Raw genomic sequence first — 15,699 nt, 5'->3', positions numbered from 1 at the left:
GGGCGAGCCGGACGCGAAGCGTCAAGGCGCTGGCGCAATTTCTCAAATGGAATTGCGCTGCAGCACCCGATATTAGAGGAAGTCGAATTCTTCCACGCATGCACCGCCGCTGCACTGCCCGGCGCGGAAACAAAGGAAGTCGAACTTCGGCCGTTCGGCGAAGGAGGAACGCTGCACCATCCGACCGAGGCACGCGCATACCCGGATGGCCAGCGTCGGCTGAACGTTGAGCTGATGCCCCGGCTCTTGCGCGGGCTCAGTGCCATGGCGCGTGGCTGCTTTTCCGGAGATCGAATTCGTTCTCGTCGGACTTGATCACGGCGCGCCAGCCACCGTGGCGCGGGCCAACGCAATTTTACAGCTGGCCGAATTTGGCGCTCCACCCGCATCGCAATAGCCCGTCGCAGGCACGGGCGCACCACTGCAGAGCCCTTTGACCCTGAGCGTTCGAACCCCAACGTCACGCCCGCACCTAAGCCCGCGAAGACGAGCGTCACAGAGTGAACGGCAGCACGGGCTTAGGTTCCCAGTTTGCGGAGGCGCGCCATCAACTCGGCAGAGACCTGGATCTGTGTCGCGCTCCTCTGAGCCCGGCTGGCCTTGTCGCCGGGGATACGGATCGGCGCCTCCGGATCGGCTGGCGGACCGGCCAAAATCTCATCGAAGAGCGCCTGCGCGTCGCGGTTCTGATTTGCGGCTGGCCGGCTCGCGTCGCTCCTTATCAGGATGCCCATGAAGCCATCTTCGCGCGGGGCGGCGCTGGCGCCAAGGAAGGGGCCGCACAGGAGTTGGATCGCTAGCCCAAGCGCGTACCCCTTGTGCCCCGCGAACGGCAGCATGCTGCCGTTGTGCGCGTCCTCGGGATCCGTCGACGTCTCGCCCGCCCGCGTCTGTACAACGCGCTCGGGAGCGGTCGTCCGGCATCGGCAGCAACCCGAATGGCGCCGTAAGACCACGCGGAGGTCGCGAGATCGGCGCAGAACGTGGTCGGGCGCCCCGGTACTGTGATCGCAATGGGGTTGGTGCCCAGGACGGCACGGGTCGAACCATGCGGCGCAACCGCGGCCTGGGAACTGCACATTAGGATCGAAACCACTCCGCGGGCCGCAAGCGCCTCCCCAATGATCGCTAGGGAGCCAGTGGTCCCCGCATAGCCGACCACGCCGAAAACGATTGCGGAGGAATTGGCGAGCCGGGCGGCGGCGCTGAGAGCGGCCTCGCTGACGGCGGGGATGCCGAGGCGTCCTTGCGCATCAAAGACCACGAACCCCGGGGCCTCCGTCTTCACCTTGTTGCTGGCGCTTTGACTCAGCTGCCCTGCAAGAAGCGCAATCGCGGGAATCCGCCGCAGCCCGTGTCCTGGATAGCCACGCGCCTCGGCGGCGACGAGGTGTTCTGCGCACAGACGGGCGTCGGATTTCGACAGCCCATTCTTGCTCAGGATTTCCGCCACCAGACTTGTGGCGCCCTCGATGTCCAAACGCTCTCTTTTCATTTCCATTCCTACAAAGGGGCTGACGCCCCGCGACTATAGCCGCTGCCCGGAGCTGATTTTCGGCGTCCGGATGCGACCCGGCGCGTAAACTTCAACTGGCGGGGCCTTATCGCGAAAAAATATGCGCGCCGGCGCCCCCAACCTTAAGCTTTCCGGTCTTGAGAAAGGACGCGCCGACAAATGCCGTCTGAGTTGTCAATGAAGCCCAATCCAAGCAGCCGACAGTGTGTCCGCACATGCCGACTTGATGCGGCCAACATGCCGTCCGTCATCTCAAATCGGCCCGCTGTGTATATCAAGTTCGGATCGTTCAGAGCGCGAAGAGCGGCCAATGCCAGCAAGCGAAAGGCTTCCTGAAGGTTTCAGACCCGCTTACACCGCCATTATTGGTGACCAGCACCCTTCTCCGTCTCATTCCGCAATACGACAAGTGCATCGACCGCGAGGCCAATCTTGTCGGTGACAAGAAACGGGTTGACGTCGATTGAGGCGATCCGACCGTCAGCATCGGCGATCAGGTTGGAGAGCCCAACCAGCGCTTTGATCACAGCAGTTTCGTTCAAGCCTGGTTTGCCGCGATAGCCCTTGATCTTCACGCCGGCCTTAGTGCGGCTTATCAGTCTATTCGCCTCGGTCGCGTCAATCGGCGCGCCGGCGAGTGCCACGTCTTTCATCAACTCGACGTCCACGCCTCCGGTTCCAAACAGCACCACGGGTCCCATCTCAGCATCAAGTGAGGCGCCTATCACGAGTTCGAGATCGGCTTTGACCTGCTGGGCAATCAAAATACCTTCGAGCTTCGGGTTGCTCTTCAGCTTCCTGACACGCGCAGCGATATCGTTGAACGCCTTTTTGACCTCCGCTGCGCTATTGAGATTGATTACGACACCACCGATGTCCGATTTATGCAAGATGTCGGGACTGACCACTTTCGCCACGACAGGAAAGCCGATCTTCTTCGCGATCGCTACGGCCTCTTCGGCCGTCTGCGCTATCGCTTCCTTCGAGATTGGGATGCCGTAAGCCTTTAACAGCTTTTTCGAGACGATCTCGTCGAGCGCGGCGCCGGCAGTTCTCTTCAACGTCTTTTCCAGCAACGCGCGGGCCTCGGGTGTTGAAGAGGACGCAATACCCGGCACATCTTTGTTGAGCATAGCATAGTCAATGAGCGCCTTAATGGCGCCGGCCGCGCGGTCCAGACCCTGCATGACAGCGATGTTAGGCAAGGATGTGCGCAAGGCTTTTGTGTAGTCGGTAAAGCCGCTGGACACAGGGTTGATATAGATCACAGGCTTCGACGTGGCGCCCGCCATGTCGTTGACGAGGCGCAAGTTGCGCTCGCGCAACTCATGCGGCGCCTTGGGCAGTTCTGCGTCAATAATGACAATGTCAGTGTCGGGATCTTCGATCATGATCTCGATCGATTTGATATAAACCGAAGAATCGACTGCCGCGGCAAAGCCAGCATCCAGCGGATTGCCAACCATCGAGCCCGGCCCAAACATTGTCGCCAGCCTCTCCCTGACACCCTTACCAAGCGCCGGAAAATTGAGCCCCGCCGAGTGGAATGCGTCGATCAAAAGCCCCCGCTTGCCACCCGACAGTGTCACTGCGGCTAGCCGGCTGCCTCTGGGCAATCGAGTATGAACGAAACATTCGGTGGTTTCGATCAGTTCAGCAAGCCCGCGCACCCGGATCACGCCCTCGCGGCTCGAGATTGCGTCGAAGGATTCGATGGAGCCTGCCAGGGCGCCGGTATGGGCCATTGCGGCAGCGCGGCCGCCCTCTGAGGCTCCCAGCTTCAACGCGATGACAGGTTTGCCGGCGGCACGTGCCGCCCTGCAAGCACTCCGAAACGCCTTGGCATTACGCACGCCCTCGAGATAAACCACGATGACTCGGATCGACGGATCAGCGACGAAATAGGCCATCAGATCCGACGTTTCCAGCCCGGCCTCGTTGCCGGTAGAGACCATATAACCAACACCGACGCCGCGCTCCTCAAGCGCCTGACGGATCATCATCACGATGGCGCCCGATTGGCCGGCGATCGCGACCGTACCCTGCTCCATGGTGACGGCCCGGTCATCGATATTGGTGAAGAGTTTTTCGCCTGCACTCAAATTGCCAAGGCAGTTCGGTCCCGTCACGACAATTCCAGTCTCGCGCACCGCGGCCTTAAGTTCAGCGGCAAGCCGCTGGCTTTCATCGTCCTGCAACTCGCTGAATCCCGACGTGACGATGGTTGCCGACCGCGCACCCGCGGCGGCAGCCTCCCGCAGCACCTGAACGACGAACCGTGCCGGCACCAGCACCAGCACATGGTCGGGTTTTTCGGGAAGGGAGACAAAATCCTTATAGCAGGTTACCCCCCAGACCGTGTCGCGCCTGGCGTTTATAGGATAAAGCCCGCCTTCGTAGTTGTATTTGACCAGATTATTCCAAATGCGCTCGGCATAATTGCCCGGCTTATCGGTCGCGCCGACTAGAACAATGTTGCGCGGATGCAGCATTGCGTGAATGCCTTCAACGATGCGACTCGCATCGGGCGCAGGCGACCAGCTACCCGATGAAAAGGCCGCGGTCGAAACGTGTGCTTCCATAGTTGCTACTCTTCCGTTAGTTCTTCGTGCCACTGCTTCTTGGCACTAATGTTCGGATAGCCGGTCAGGGAAAAACGGGTAAAACCAGTCAAGACACTCGCTGGGCGCTCGCGAGCACGACGGCGAAGTGAGGACGCTGAGCAGCACACCGACAACGCCCAATCGGTACTCGCCCCTCGTGCAAATAACCGCCCGCTACTATCCTGCCAGGCCATCTTCATGGAGCCAAATGGTCGGAAAACTGATCTGCGACTGTCCAACGGCGAATCATCTTTAGTGAAGGGCATCGAAACCCATGGTCGGACCGAATTGCGATCGGCAAGAGCTTCAGTAGCCCCACCTCATTTCTTTCGCGCATGCTAGCTGACACGGTCGCCGAAGTTCTTCAATGACGACCATCTTGCGGCTGAAAACCTGCGCGTGACGGGGGCGATGCGAAGATTTTTTCAGACCTCGGGGATCAATTCGCAAGTCGAGCACGGCCCGCAGGTGGGAGCTACCAGCGCGCAACTACACTTTCAACATCAATGGGAGCGCGGCAGCCATCACGTGCTTATTGAGGCACCATCGAGTTCAATGGCTGCTCGGTGAGGCAATGACACCCCGCGTCGCTTGCTCCAGACCTCCACCTCACGGCACTTTGTGGGTAACGCCGCAGTGGGATGAAGAAACTGACGTCGGAAACGAGGCAGGACCCTTGATCCCTACTCTCCGCAGAGGACAAATCCAGCGGGTCGACCAACGACCTCAACCGAGGTTGAACACCCGCCTCGGCGTATGGCGGAAGCAGCAGCCACTCCTGTGAGGCCCAAGAGCGACGGCACAGCAGCGGTACCCTCGCCTCACCACTCCCCGCCTTCGGCTGTCTCCACGATGACAAGCTCAGCCGCCGGAACGATGACCTCATCCAAGATCCATAACCCCGATCCTTGACGTACGAGCAAAGCCCCAGCCTTTCCTTTCAGGCCTTCGAGCCACGGCACGGCAAACCAGAGAAGCGCTGCGAGCTGCAGCGCCAGGTTCACTCCGAAAGCGGTCTGGTAGGCGACCAAGGGATAGTGTCCGGCCTCGAGAGGCCATTGCTCCAAAATCAGTCCCGTTCCGTATTGCACGATGAATGCCCAGCCAAATTGCAAGACGTTCAAAGCGCCGTTCGCGCGCGCAACCAGTGCAATCGGGAAATAATCTCCTATGATGGCGTAGGTCAGAGCTGTCGCTGACGCGGCGACCGAAACGGCGCACCAGGGCAGGAGTGACGGCCAGGGCGGGTGCAGGATCAGCACAAGCTCAGCACCGATCAACAAGACCGCTACGAGCGCAAAGAGAACCTCCGTTGCCTTGCCGCAACGACGAACTCCGTTTGCAAGCAGGCCCAGGAAAAGAGCACTGAAGCTCAGCGCGACAGCCATCGCAAACAGTTCATCGACGAGTTTTGTTCGGTCCAGCCGCTCGACATCGTCAAGCCAGGGTGCCGCCCACAAGGATTGCAGTGCCCAGGCCGATCCGATGCAGGCCGCCGATAAAGGCGCAATTCGCCAGAAGCGCGCGTCCGAATAGATGGCTTTCAGGGTTGCAGGCTTCGTGCTTGGCAGAGCCCCTGCGGATCGCTCTGGAACAACAACGTAAATCAGGACGGCAGCAAGCGCGGTCATAGCCGCCAGGGCCCCGAAGAGGCCCCTCCAGCCGATCCATTCCAGGACCACCTCGGCAGGCGCTGTTGCTGTCACCGCCCCCAATGATCCCAGCATAATCATGAAGCCATTGAGAAGAGCCATACGCTCTCTCGGAAACCAGAGAACGATGATTTTCAAGCCTGTCATTAGGGCGGCCGCGGTCCCAAGCCCGATCATGGCCCGGCCAACGAGGAGCGACAGGACACCTGAAGACAGCGAAAAGAGCGCGGCACCCGCAGCGGCAACGACGAGGAGTGCGCTCTGAACCCGCCGCGGCCCGAAGCGGTCCAGACACATGCCGATGGGAATCTGGACCGCCATGACGATCAGGAAATAGATCGACGTAAGCAGCCCAATGTCCGCAGCGCCAAGCCCAAGATTAGAGGTGAGGCGTCCGGCAATCAGCGTATTGATGGTCCGGAACAGGTAGGACAGGTAGTACCCGGCCGCGAAGGGAAGAAAGACGCAGGCAATGAGCCGCCAAGCTGGAAGACGCTCAAGGGGTTTTCCGGACGATATTTTGCTTAAGCTCTGTTCCGCCCCGCTTCTGCCCGCCCCGTCGGCCAGCTCAACAGAAGGAATTCGGCAGCTTTTGAAAGTTCAGATTGCTGCCGCCCTCCTCGGCGGCAGCGTGCGGCTCGCTGTCTGAACCCACGGCGGCTGCCGACGAAGCTTCCGGATCCGATCGCTCCGAGGCCGGCATGATTGCTGCGCCATGAGATTCAGATGCAGGCCCTCTTGTCCTCGCCAGCCGATCGATGGTTTCCCGTATCAATGGCTGTCCGAGCCGGACCCGGCGCTCGACCTGCTCGACCAAGACCTTGAAGCGCCGCTCGCCGAGCAGGCAAGCCTCGCGCTGCTCCGACGGCGGCATGGGCGGTGTCACCGTGAGGTGATAGCGCGCATGCAGACCCACAGTCTCGGCAATGATCGCAACATCGTGCTCGAGCCTCTCGATCTGGCCACTCATGCGATCCAGAGCCTGGCGAACGCCCTCGGTCGCCGGCGCAGGATCGAGGAAGCGCTCAAGCGCCGCCTCGACCACCATGCTCTTTTCGATTTCCCGGTGATCGCTCGCAGCTTCAAGGCGCTGGAACATGCTCTCGGAAAGCTGAACCGTGACTTTCCTGGTACTCGAACCCTCGTTCGAGACCGGCTGGGCATCGTGACCGGCTTCATTCAACATCGAACTGGGTTGACTTTCGAACTCTTCATGGCCCTGCATATGTCTGCTTTTCCACTTTGTGACCGCACAGAGCCACGCCACGGCGCCTGCAGCGCGCGGCGTAGATCCGATTGATCCCGGTGAATCGCCCCCAGCGATGACGGCTCACAAAAGCGGCAGGCCGAACGCCACATCAACCGCAGAGACAGACTTGTCGTACTCCGGCGCAGGCAAAGAAAGGATTGGGCGGTTTGGTCAAAGCCCAACCTGTTCGGCTCGCGCCAACATCGCAAACGCGGCTATGAATGGGCTGGACTTGAACAAGGCGCCACCCCCTCTTTTCCTTCACGGCTGCGTACCGTTGTAGGAACCACCTATCTTTGGACGAGGCTTTCCAAAATCGGGAGCCGTTACAACGTCCCTCGATAGTGCCGATAGGTCTTTTCACCCAGGTTTCTCAGAGGCATCAACGTCCATACTCACTTCTTTGAGAAGGGTTGATCCGCTGGACAGCCGCCGTCCGAGCGCTTCAACAAAGCGGCTGTAGCGCTCAGCTCCTTTGGCGCGCGCGGCCGCACCTGATTGTTCGGGAAGCGCCGGGGTCGAGGTCAGCCAGAAGCGGATGAACAGCGCGATCGTCTCGAGTGTCACAACGTCATTGCGCTCGAGCCGTTCGAGCACGCGCGCGGTCCGGTCGAGCCGTTTGGCGATCGCCGCCTCGCGCCGCTCGGAATCATCAGGTGAAAGGAACGAGGCGATCGCGGCCTCCGCGACCAGCGACTTGGGCTGGCCGCGATGATTTGCGAAGCTGTCGAGGTTTTTGGAGATCGCCGGATCTAGATAGATGCTGAGCTGAACTTTCTTCATTTGGACGGGTTCAGAGGTCCATGCCATCGTCAGGGTCGAGGCTGACGTTTCGCGCGACGCCCTGCATAGACTGGCTGAAGGCTTGCGCCTGGACGGCATCGGCGTCACCCTCGTCCAGTTCTGCATCGAACTCGTGTTCGGCAAGCGGCACCGTCACCTCGACCTCCTCATGCTGCGGCAGTTCCGGCTCCCGGCGAAGGCCCGCGTTCCGGTCCTCGCTCCTGCGCTTGCGGCTGGTGAGCAGCTCGGCCGAGGGAGCGATGGGCGCTCGCGATAACCAGTCATCGCCCTGCGCAGCCAAGGTGACACTTTTGGGCCCTGGTGGCTTCAGCACCCGCCGCTGGAACTGTAGATCCTCGTAGTAGCGGACCTTGGTCGCCCGCACCGGGTGCACCCCGGAAACCATCACGATCGCCTCTTTTGGTGAGAGCTGCATGACTTCGCCGGGCGTCAGCAAGGGCCGCGAGGTTTCCTGGCGGCTCACCATCAGGTGTCCAAGCCATGGGCTTAACCGGTGGCCGGCGTAGTTCTTCATGGCACGCAGCTCGGTGGCGGTCCCCAGCGCGTCGGAGACGCGCTTAGCAGTCCGCTCGTCATTGGTCGAGAAAGCGATGCGCACATGGCAATTGTCGAGGATCGCATGGTTCGGCCCATAGGCACGTTCGAGCTGATTGAGGCTTTGGGTGATGAGAAAGCTGCGGATGCCATAGCCGGCCATAAAGGCAAGCTGGCTCTCGAAGAAGTCGAGCCGGCCAAGAGCTGCAAACTCGTCGAGCATCAGGAGGAGCTTCTGCCGGCGCCGGTCGGGATCCAGGCTCTCGGTCAATCGCCGCCCGATCTGGTTGAGGATGAGCCGCATCAATGGCTTTGTCCGAACGATATCGGACGGCGGAACGACCAGGTAGAGCGAGACGGGTCGAGGTCCGTCGACGAGATCACGGATGCGCCAGGCGCTCCGTGCGGTGATCCAGGCAACCACTGGATCGCGGTACAGCCCGAGGAAGCTCATAGCGGTTGAGAGAACGCCGGAACGCTCGTTCTCGCTTTTGTTGAGAAGCTCTCGCGCAGCTGAGGCAACCACAGGATGGACGCTGGTGCCAAGATGAGCCGTTGCCAGCATAGCGTTCAGCGTCGCCTCGATCGGGCGGGCAGCGTCGGACAGAAAATTCGCGACGCCCGCGAGCGTCTTGTCGGTTTCAGCGTAGAGCACATGCAGGATCGCGCCGACGAGCAGCGAATGGCTGGTCTTTTCCCAATGATTGCGCCGCTCGAGCGCCCCTTCAGGGTCAACGAGGATGTCGGCGATGTTTTGGGCGTCTCTGACCTCGCAATCTCCGCGGCGGATCTCGAGAAGCGGATTGTAAGCGGCGCTGGCGGGATTTGTGGGGTCGAACACCAGCACGGGGCCAAAACGCGCGCGCCAACCGGAGGTCAGCTGGAAGTTTTCGCCTTTGATGTCATGAACAATGGTCGATGCCGGCCAGGTCAGAAGGGTTGGGATGACAAGGCCGACGCCCTTGCCTGAACGGGTCGGCGCAAAGCAGAGCACATGCTCAGGACCGTCATGCCGCAGATAATGACCTTGAAACCGGCCGAGCACGATGCCCTCATCCCCTAATAGGCCTGCGCGCCTGACTTCCCGCGTATCAGCCCAGCGCGCCGAGCCGTAGGTGGTGACGTCCCTCGCCTCGTGTGCCCGAAGGACCGACAGCGCCATGGCTAAAGCAATTGCCGCGATGCCGCCGCCGGCGGCAATCGCCCCGCCCTGCAGGAAGATAACAGGTGCGTAGGCATCGAATTGGAACCACCAGACGAAGAAGGCTGCCGGCTGGTAGACCGGCCAGTCCCCGAGCTTGAACCAGGCCGGTCCAAGCTGGGGTTGAAAGGCAAGGCGCCACGCGGTCCATTCGGTCGCAGCCCACAGGAAGGCGAGCACGACCAGACAAACCAGGACCACTTGATGCCAAATGATTTTCGTCGCTGACATGGATTGGAAATGTGGTCATGACCGCGGGCAGCACACAAGAAAAGGCACCGCTAGCTCGCAATCACGCGCGTCGCAGCGCAGGATCGGCGGCGCCGCCCTGAAAATTGGCTCTCGAACCTCCAACGAGCGCTGCGGGCATTCTCGATGCGGCCTTCCGCATCCTGCGCGATCGTCCAGGGTGCGCGCGAAGGCACTGATCTTCCGAAAGACGGACAGCAGCCATTGTCCGAGCCCAGCCGCGTGCCTCCAGCTCAAGCAAGACAGCCAGCAGGAGCGGTTCGAGCGGATAACGGACGTTCGACGACCGTTTTGCGCACGACATACCCTCGATGCGCCGGAATCCCGCGATGCCGATCAGATAGTCTGCTGAGCACCACGGGGCTCACCAACAATTAGGGTCGCACTAAAGCGCGATGACAGAGTTGCGCCCGCCTAGATTAGCTTTTCGCATGGGCTGCGCTGGGCTAGCGTTGCTCGCCGGTATGGCCGTGACAGACGCCTCTAGCTGCAATCGGCGGGATGCGCTCGGCACGGCGCGGGTGCTCGCTGTCGATGCGGCGCTCTTCCCGCGCGTGGGGCTGAAGAACTTTCCAGAGACGCTTCCTCTGGCGGACCATGAAGTCGTCCTCACCTTCGATGACGGACCGCGCCCGCCGAACACGGATAAGGTGCTGGCGGCGCTCGCACAGGAATGCGCGCTAGCCACGTTCTTTCTGGTCGGCCGATCCTCGGCGGAGTTTCCCGAGCTCTTGCGGCGTATGGCCGCCCAGGGCCACACCGTAGCGCACCACAGCTGGTCGCATCCGATGATGTCGAAGATCCCGTTCGAGCACGCGAAGGAGGACATCGAGCGCGGTATCGCCGCCGTTGAAATGGCGCTCAACGGTGTGTCCACCAAAATGCCCTCGACACCCTTCTTCCGGTTCCCCTACTTCGACGCGCCGCCAGCGACGCTCGATCTCTTGCAGTCGCGCGGAATTGTCGTGTTCGGAGCTGACCTTTGGGCGAGCGACTGGGAGAACATAACCCCAGAGCAAGAGCTCAGAATCTTGATCGAGCGGCTCGAGGCCGCTCGTAAGGGCATCATTCTGCTGCATGATGCGCAGACGCGGACGGCGGCCATGCTGCCGGCGTTCCTACGCTACCTGCACCAGAACGGGTATCGGATCGTGCATCTGGTGCCGGCTGCCGCCCAGAAGAGCGCTGAAGTACCCCATTGACTCCAGGCCACGCACTTCCGCGGTCAAGGCGCGCGATAAGTGTCCGAGATCAACACATGCGGGGCAGGGTCGGCGTCGAACGACCTCGTGGCCTGATCGGGTTCGGTTTGCGAACCCTCAACGTGACGGACCTGTTCCTGCGGGAGCGGCAATTCATGCCGCCTTGGACGCCCTTGCGCCAAAGCGAACCAGGAGCTGCCCCACCTCGACGGATGGCCTGGCGCCGCTGAACAAGAATCCTTGCACCTCGTTGCAGCCCTCGGCACGAAGCCAATCGAGCTGCTCCGTAGTCTCCACCCCTTCCGCTGTCGTCGTGATGTTGAGGCTCCGGCCGAGGCCCGAGATCGCCCGCACGATGGCGCCGCAATCAGAGGGTTTGGCCAGATCCTTCACAAATGAGCGATCGATCTTGATCTTGTCGAAGGGAAAGCTGCGCAAGTAGCTGAGGCTCGAATAGCCCGTTCCAAAATCATCCAGCGATATGGAGACGCCAAGCTCGCGAAGCTGGTGCAGGATCGCAAGATTTGCCTCCGTCTCCGCTAAAAACACAGATTCGGTGATTTCAAGCTCGAGCCGCGTCGGGGCCAAGCCGGAATTCGCCAGCGCTGAAATCACCACCTGAACCAGATTGCGGCTGCGGAACTGTACGGGCGACAGATTAACCGCGACCTTGATCTCCGACGGCCAATTTACCGCCTCGTTACAGGCTTCGCGCAGCACCCATTCTCCGATGGGCCCGATCAGCCCGATTTCCTCCGCGAGGGGAATAAACTCGGCCGGCGAGATCTTGCCCTTCCCTGGGTGCGGCCAGCGGAGAAGCGCCTCAAAACCTGAGATCTTGTCGCTCGCGATGTCAACCAACGGCTGATAGTGCAGCTCGAATTCGCTGCTGGCAAAGGCGCGGCGCATATCAAGCTCCATCTCGCGGCGTCGCTGCACCTGCTGATCCATCTCCCGCTCGAAGAAGCGATGCGTTCCGCGGCCGTCCTCTTTGGCGCGATAGAGATACCCTGAGCGGAGCCAACAGGGAAAAAGATCACGCCAGACCCGACATGCTGCCGAAAGCGGTGTCCATTTTGGAAACGCTCATTTCAATGGACACGACAAGCAGCAAGTCAAATTTGCCGCTGGTCGACTGGGTAGAGGCCTATGTGACCGCACTCGGCGCAACCGTGGAGAGGTTCTCTTCCGATTCAAAAGCCAAGGCAGCGCTCTGGATCACATTTGGACCTGCGGCGAAGCAAGGTCTCGTGCTGTCTGGACACACGGATACAGTTCCAGCGGTCGAAAGTTCTTGGAAATCAGACCCGTTCAAACTCGACAAGCGTGACAACAGACTATACGGCCGAGGTGCGTGCGACATGAAGGGCTTCATCGCAGCTTGCCTCGCCGCGCTTCCTCGCCTGGCAAGACAAGAGCTGTTGTTCCCAATCTACCTGTCGCTATCGTATGACGAGGAGGTTGGAATTGTCGGTGTCCGACCGATGCTTCGTTGCCCAACGACCACCTGCATCATCGTTGGTTCTCCGACCGGGACTCCCTTGGCAACAAGGCTTGCCGAGACGACTTCTCAGTTGCCTACCATCGTGCGCCGCGTCTCTTCGCCGCCCTCGCACTCGGCCGCGCCGACGGCCGTTACACCAAGATGCTCCGGGCGGGGATTCGTATCGATCCTCGACGATTTCGAGCAATCACGGCGCTGGTCGGCGTCGAGAGGTTCTGGTCCCCAGTCGTCCAGGATCAGCAAATCAAGTCGTGCGATCAATGCAAGCAAATGGTTTCACGGGCCGCGTTGCAATCTCAGGCAGAGGTTGTCATTCCTCGCTGGCTCCCCATGGCGTGAAATGCGGTCTTGTACGCTGCCAGGCTCATCAGTCATATAGATCGCTTGGGAAGGAGCCTTATGCGTGAAGGCTTCCACGATTCATTGCAAACAGTGCCTTCTGCGACGGTAAACGTTGCACCCATCCGAGGAGGACAGTGGGTCGCCGCCGTTCCCGATGCTCGATTATCGTCACCAGCCAGCTGCCCGTCGATCGCTGGTACCCAAACGAAAACGCCGACTTCCAAAACCCCAGCCGGCTTCAAATCGGAATGCCAGCCGGTTTCATTTCGGAATCGTGGCCGGCTTCAAGTCGGAATACCCGGCCGGAATAAATCGGAATCCGCACAAAAAGGCAACAGCGTGATCGGTTAGGCCTGCCGAGAATGAGAAAAAGGGGGTACCGAGAGAAGCTTTCGATTTCGGAGGGATCCTTCTTCTTTGAATGGATCAGGACCATGTCGGCGCCTGCCTCTACGTAGGCCAGGCCTCGCTTCAACGCTTCGTCTTCGCCGAGGAAAACGCTGCGTCAGCAAAAGCGGTTCGAAAGCAGAGCTCGAGCCGCCAAGCTGCGTCATGCCGCCTGCGTCGAGGATGTCGATTACCGCGCTATCCGCGGCCTCGACCGCGCGCTCTTTCTAAAACTCGCCGCCGGCGACTGGATCCGGGCACGACATAATCTCCTCGTTACCGGGCCGTGCGGCCCGCGATCAGCGCCTCGGTGCGGGCAATCACGAGAAAATCGGGACTTTGTCTTGCTGCGACGGCGGCTCTGATTTTGCCCTGGAACTCTTCGATGTGAAGAAGCTCCTGACGGCCATCGGCGGCGAGGCTCGTCACCTTGGAAAAACACTTGTCTTCGATAACGACCGCGCTGGCGCCGGACCGCTCGTATTCCCCGGATGGCATGAATGACATTGATCGCGTTGCCATAGCCCGTGTCGATGTCGGCGACGATGGGAAGCGTCGTGCGTCCCGCGATCGCCCGCATCATGTCCAGGTGCTGTGTCATCGATATCAGGCTCATGTCAGGCAGGCCGTAGAGCGCCGAAAGCTCAAAACCGGAGGCCCATAGGCCATCAAATCCGGCTTCTTCTGCGAGGATCGCAGAAAGAGGACTATGGGCGGCCATGATGTGGACGAGGCCGGTCTCGGCCATGCGGACACGAAGGCGTTTGGCAGGAGAGGACATCGGGGAGCCTTTCAGGACAGGGCCGCAGGCCGCGATGATGCGGTCGCAGGCCCGAGTAAGATCCTCGGCCGAGGAGGCATAGGAAATACGGATATAAGGGGAAGCCATAAAGCCGCTGCCGGGGACAACGGCCAGGGCGAAGGCCTCGAGCAGATACATCGCGAAATCGGTATCGGTTTCGATCACCTTGCCCTCCGGCGTGCGCTTGCCAATCACACCGGCGCAAGAGGGGAAGACGTAGAAGGCCCCCTCGGGCACGCGGCACGAAAGTCCGGCGGCCTGTTTCAGCTTGGCGACGACGAGGTCCCGACGCTGCCGAAACGCGCTTGCGAATTCCTTGACATGTCGCCGGTCGCCGGACAACGCCTCAATGGCGGCATATTGAGAAATTGAGCTTGTGTGCGAGGAGGTCTGGCCCTGGATGAGGTTCATGGCCTTGATCAGCGACAGCGGCCCAGCCCCATAGCCGACGCGCCAGCCGGTCATTGCATCGGCCTTGGACACGCCGTTGACCAGTAACGTGCGCTCAGAGAGGTCCGGCGCAACCGCCGCCATGGTGGCAAAGTCAGTGTCGTAGGTCAGCTTCTCGTAGATGTCGTCCGACCGCAAATAGACCTGTGGATTGCGGCGCAACACGGCGGCGAGCGCACGCAGCTCGTCTCGGCTGTAGACTGCGCCGGTCGGATTGCACGGCGAGTTCAGCATCAGCCACTTGGTGCGCGGCGTGATAGCCGCCGCCAACGCCTGCGGCCGCAGCTTGAAGCCATCAACTTCATGGCAGTCGACCAGGACTGGTTTGCCGCCGGCAAGCGCCACCATATCGGGATAGGAGACCCAGCATGGTGTGGGGATTACTACCTCGTCACCAGGATCGAGACTTGCGAAGAGCGCGTTGAACGTAAGCGTAGCTCTGAGGCCCATTTGATTGGTGCTTGACGTCTATTTTGAACGCGTGGTGCGCCGGCGCGGCTTCCATATTTCCGACAAAGCGGTGACGGCGGCCTCGAGCGCCTTCCGGTCGACGACGTTGGGATCAAACTGCTCAGGGCCCCAGCGGCGCATATGTTCGTGCTCCGGATGAGCAGGGTCGCTGATGGCGTCGAGGTATTCGGCAGAGCCTGGCGCACCGCCGACGTCTTCCGGAGGACAACGACCGGCGGCCTCGAGCAGGAAGGGCATGCCCTCCGTCGTGGTGTTGTCGAACCACTTTTCGAGCTTGATCACGTGATCCCAGCTGTCGCCGAAGTCATAGAGATAGTGGATCGTCTTGGCGCCGGTCTCTCGAACGATATCGCAAAGCCGCGCTTTGCGGGCATCCATGGGCTGGTGGCCGTAATCATTGTCGGGGTCGGGAATCCCCCAATGTGCCTCACCAGCGAAGAACTCGAAGAGGTGACTGTTCGTCCAGCCGAATGCCTCCTGAAGCGTCAAATGCAGCCGATCAAGGCGCAGCGTGAGCGGCACGACAAGGCACCGCATCACCTCCGGTTTCACGTCCTTGAGGGTCACCTTGATCCGGACCGCGGTCGTGTTCAGGCTCATGCCGCCAGCCTCGGATCGTGTGCATGCATCGTGCAGATCGACGCCCAAGGGAGCAGTTCGTCCAGTCGCGCCGCAGGCCAACCATTGACGAGCTTCGCGAGAACATCAGCGAGCCAGTGCTCGGCACTGACGC

9 protein-coding genes and 8 pseudogenes are annotated in these 15,699 nt (G+C 60.8%); 3 read left to right on the top strand and 14 right to left on the bottom strand.

Going from position 1 to position 15,699, the window contains the following annotated elements; genetic code table 11:
- Window positions 1-518 precede the first annotated feature (518 nt).
- The 6 genes and pseudogenes from IVA80_RS14750 to IVA80_RS14725 form a co-directional block, all read right to left on the bottom strand.
- Window positions 519-1,495 (bottom strand): annotated as a pseudogene (locus tag IVA80_RS14750) (Ldh family oxidoreductase).
- A 383-nt stretch (window positions 1,496-1,878) separates the two neighbouring features.
- A complete protein-coding gene (locus IVA80_RS14745) occupies window positions 1,879-4,098 on the bottom strand; it encodes an acetate--CoA ligase family protein (protein WP_247430952.1) in 2,220 nt (739 codons plus the stop codon).
- Window positions 4,099-4,940: 842 nt separating this feature from the next.
- Window positions 4,941-6,290: an MFS transporter gene (locus tag IVA80_RS14740; RefSeq protein WP_247431019.1), complete on the bottom strand. Its 1,350-nt coding sequence runs from the start codon at window positions 6,288-6,290 to the stop codon at window positions 4,941-4,943.
- 49 nt (window positions 6,291-6,339) lie between these two features.
- Window positions 6,340-6,996, bottom strand: a complete 657-nt coding sequence (locus tag IVA80_RS14735; protein ID WP_247430949.1) for a hypothetical protein — start codon at window positions 6,994-6,996, stop codon at window positions 6,340-6,342.
- Between the two features lie 384 nt (window positions 6,997-7,380).
- Window positions 7,381-7,803, bottom strand: coding sequence for a CopG family transcriptional regulator (locus IVA80_RS14730; RefSeq protein WP_247431016.1), 423 nt, complete (start codon window positions 7,801-7,803; stop codon window positions 7,381-7,383).
- A gap of 10 nt (window positions 7,804-7,813) precedes the next feature.
- Window positions 7,814-9,790 carry a conjugal transfer protein TraG gene (locus tag IVA80_RS14725; RefSeq protein ID WP_247430945.1) on the bottom strand — a complete coding sequence of 659 codons (1,977 nt, stop codon included), beginning with the start codon at window positions 9,788-9,790 and terminating at the stop codon, window positions 7,814-7,816.
- Between the two features lie 482 nt (window positions 9,791-10,272).
- Between IVA80_RS14725 and IVA80_RS14720 the strand changes: the two genes are divergently transcribed.
- Window positions 10,273-11,010, top strand: coding sequence for a polysaccharide deacetylase family protein (locus tag IVA80_RS14720; RefSeq protein WP_247430942.1), 738 nt, complete (start codon window positions 10,273-10,275; stop codon window positions 11,008-11,010).
- Window positions 11,011-11,163: 153 nt separating this feature from the next.
- On the opposite strand, the pseudogene IVA80_RS14715 reads toward IVA80_RS14720, so the two are convergent.
- Window positions 11,164-12,015, bottom strand: a pseudogene (locus IVA80_RS14715) (EAL domain-containing protein); the annotation flags it as partial.
- A gap of 532 nt (window positions 12,016-12,547) precedes the next feature.
- Between IVA80_RS14715 and IVA80_RS14710 the strand changes: the two are divergent.
- A pseudogene (locus IVA80_RS14710) lies at window positions 12,548-12,667 on the top strand (AAA family ATPase); the annotation flags it as partial.
- A gap of 4 nt (window positions 12,668-12,671) precedes the next feature.
- On the opposite strand, the pseudogene IVA80_RS14705 reads toward IVA80_RS14710, so the two are convergent.
- Both IVA80_RS14705 and IVA80_RS14700 read right to left on the bottom strand, forming a co-directional pair.
- A pseudogene (locus tag IVA80_RS14705) lies at window positions 12,672-12,784 on the bottom strand (ATP-binding protein); the annotation flags it as partial.
- 451 nt (window positions 12,785-13,235) lie between these two features.
- Window positions 13,236-13,349 (bottom strand): annotated as a pseudogene (locus IVA80_RS14700) (phosphoenolpyruvate phosphomutase); the annotation flags it as partial.
- 4 nt (window positions 13,350-13,353) lie between these two features.
- Here IVA80_RS14700 and IVA80_RS14695 point away from each other — a divergent pair.
- A pseudogene (locus tag IVA80_RS14695) lies at window positions 13,354-13,536 on the top strand (ATP-binding protein); the annotation flags it as partial.
- Here the strand turns inward: IVA80_RS14695 and IVA80_RS38220 are convergent.
- The 5 genes and pseudogenes from IVA80_RS38220 to IVA80_RS14675 all read right to left on the bottom strand — a co-directional run.
- Complete coding sequence (locus tag IVA80_RS38220) at window positions 13,520-13,741, bottom strand: isocitrate lyase/phosphoenolpyruvate mutase family protein (RefSeq protein ID WP_253075733.1); 222 nt, start codon at window positions 13,739-13,741, stop codon at window positions 13,520-13,522. The pseudogene IVA80_RS14695 and the gene IVA80_RS38220 sit on opposite strands and share 17 nt — an antisense overlap.
- A 49-nt stretch (window positions 13,742-13,790) precedes the next feature.
- A pseudogene (locus tag IVA80_RS38215) lies at window positions 13,791-13,964 on the bottom strand (isocitrate lyase/phosphoenolpyruvate mutase family protein); the annotation flags it as partial.
- An 84-nt stretch (window positions 13,965-14,048) separates the two neighbouring features.
- Window positions 14,049-14,927: pseudogene (locus tag IVA80_RS14685) on the bottom strand (pyridoxal phosphate-dependent aminotransferase); the annotation flags it as partial.
- Window positions 14,928-14,963: 36 nt separating this feature from the next.
- Complete coding sequence (locus IVA80_RS14680; RefSeq protein WP_247430939.1) at window positions 14,964-15,614, bottom strand: plasmid pRiA4b ORF-3 family protein; 651 nt, start codon at window positions 15,612-15,614, stop codon at window positions 14,964-14,966.
- On the bottom strand, window positions 15,563-15,699 hold a 137-nt coding region (locus IVA80_RS14675; protein ID WP_247431013.1), incomplete at its 5' end, for a transposase domain-containing protein. The genes IVA80_RS14680 and IVA80_RS14675, both read right to left, overlap by 52 nt.

Origin of the sequence: Bradyrhizobium sp. 139 (assembly GCF_023074175.1) — a bacterium.
In the GTDB taxonomy this organism is placed as follows: domain Bacteria; phylum Pseudomonadota; class Alphaproteobacteria; order Rhizobiales; family Xanthobacteraceae; genus Bradyrhizobium.
This window is presented reverse-complemented; position numbering and strand designations above follow the sequence as displayed.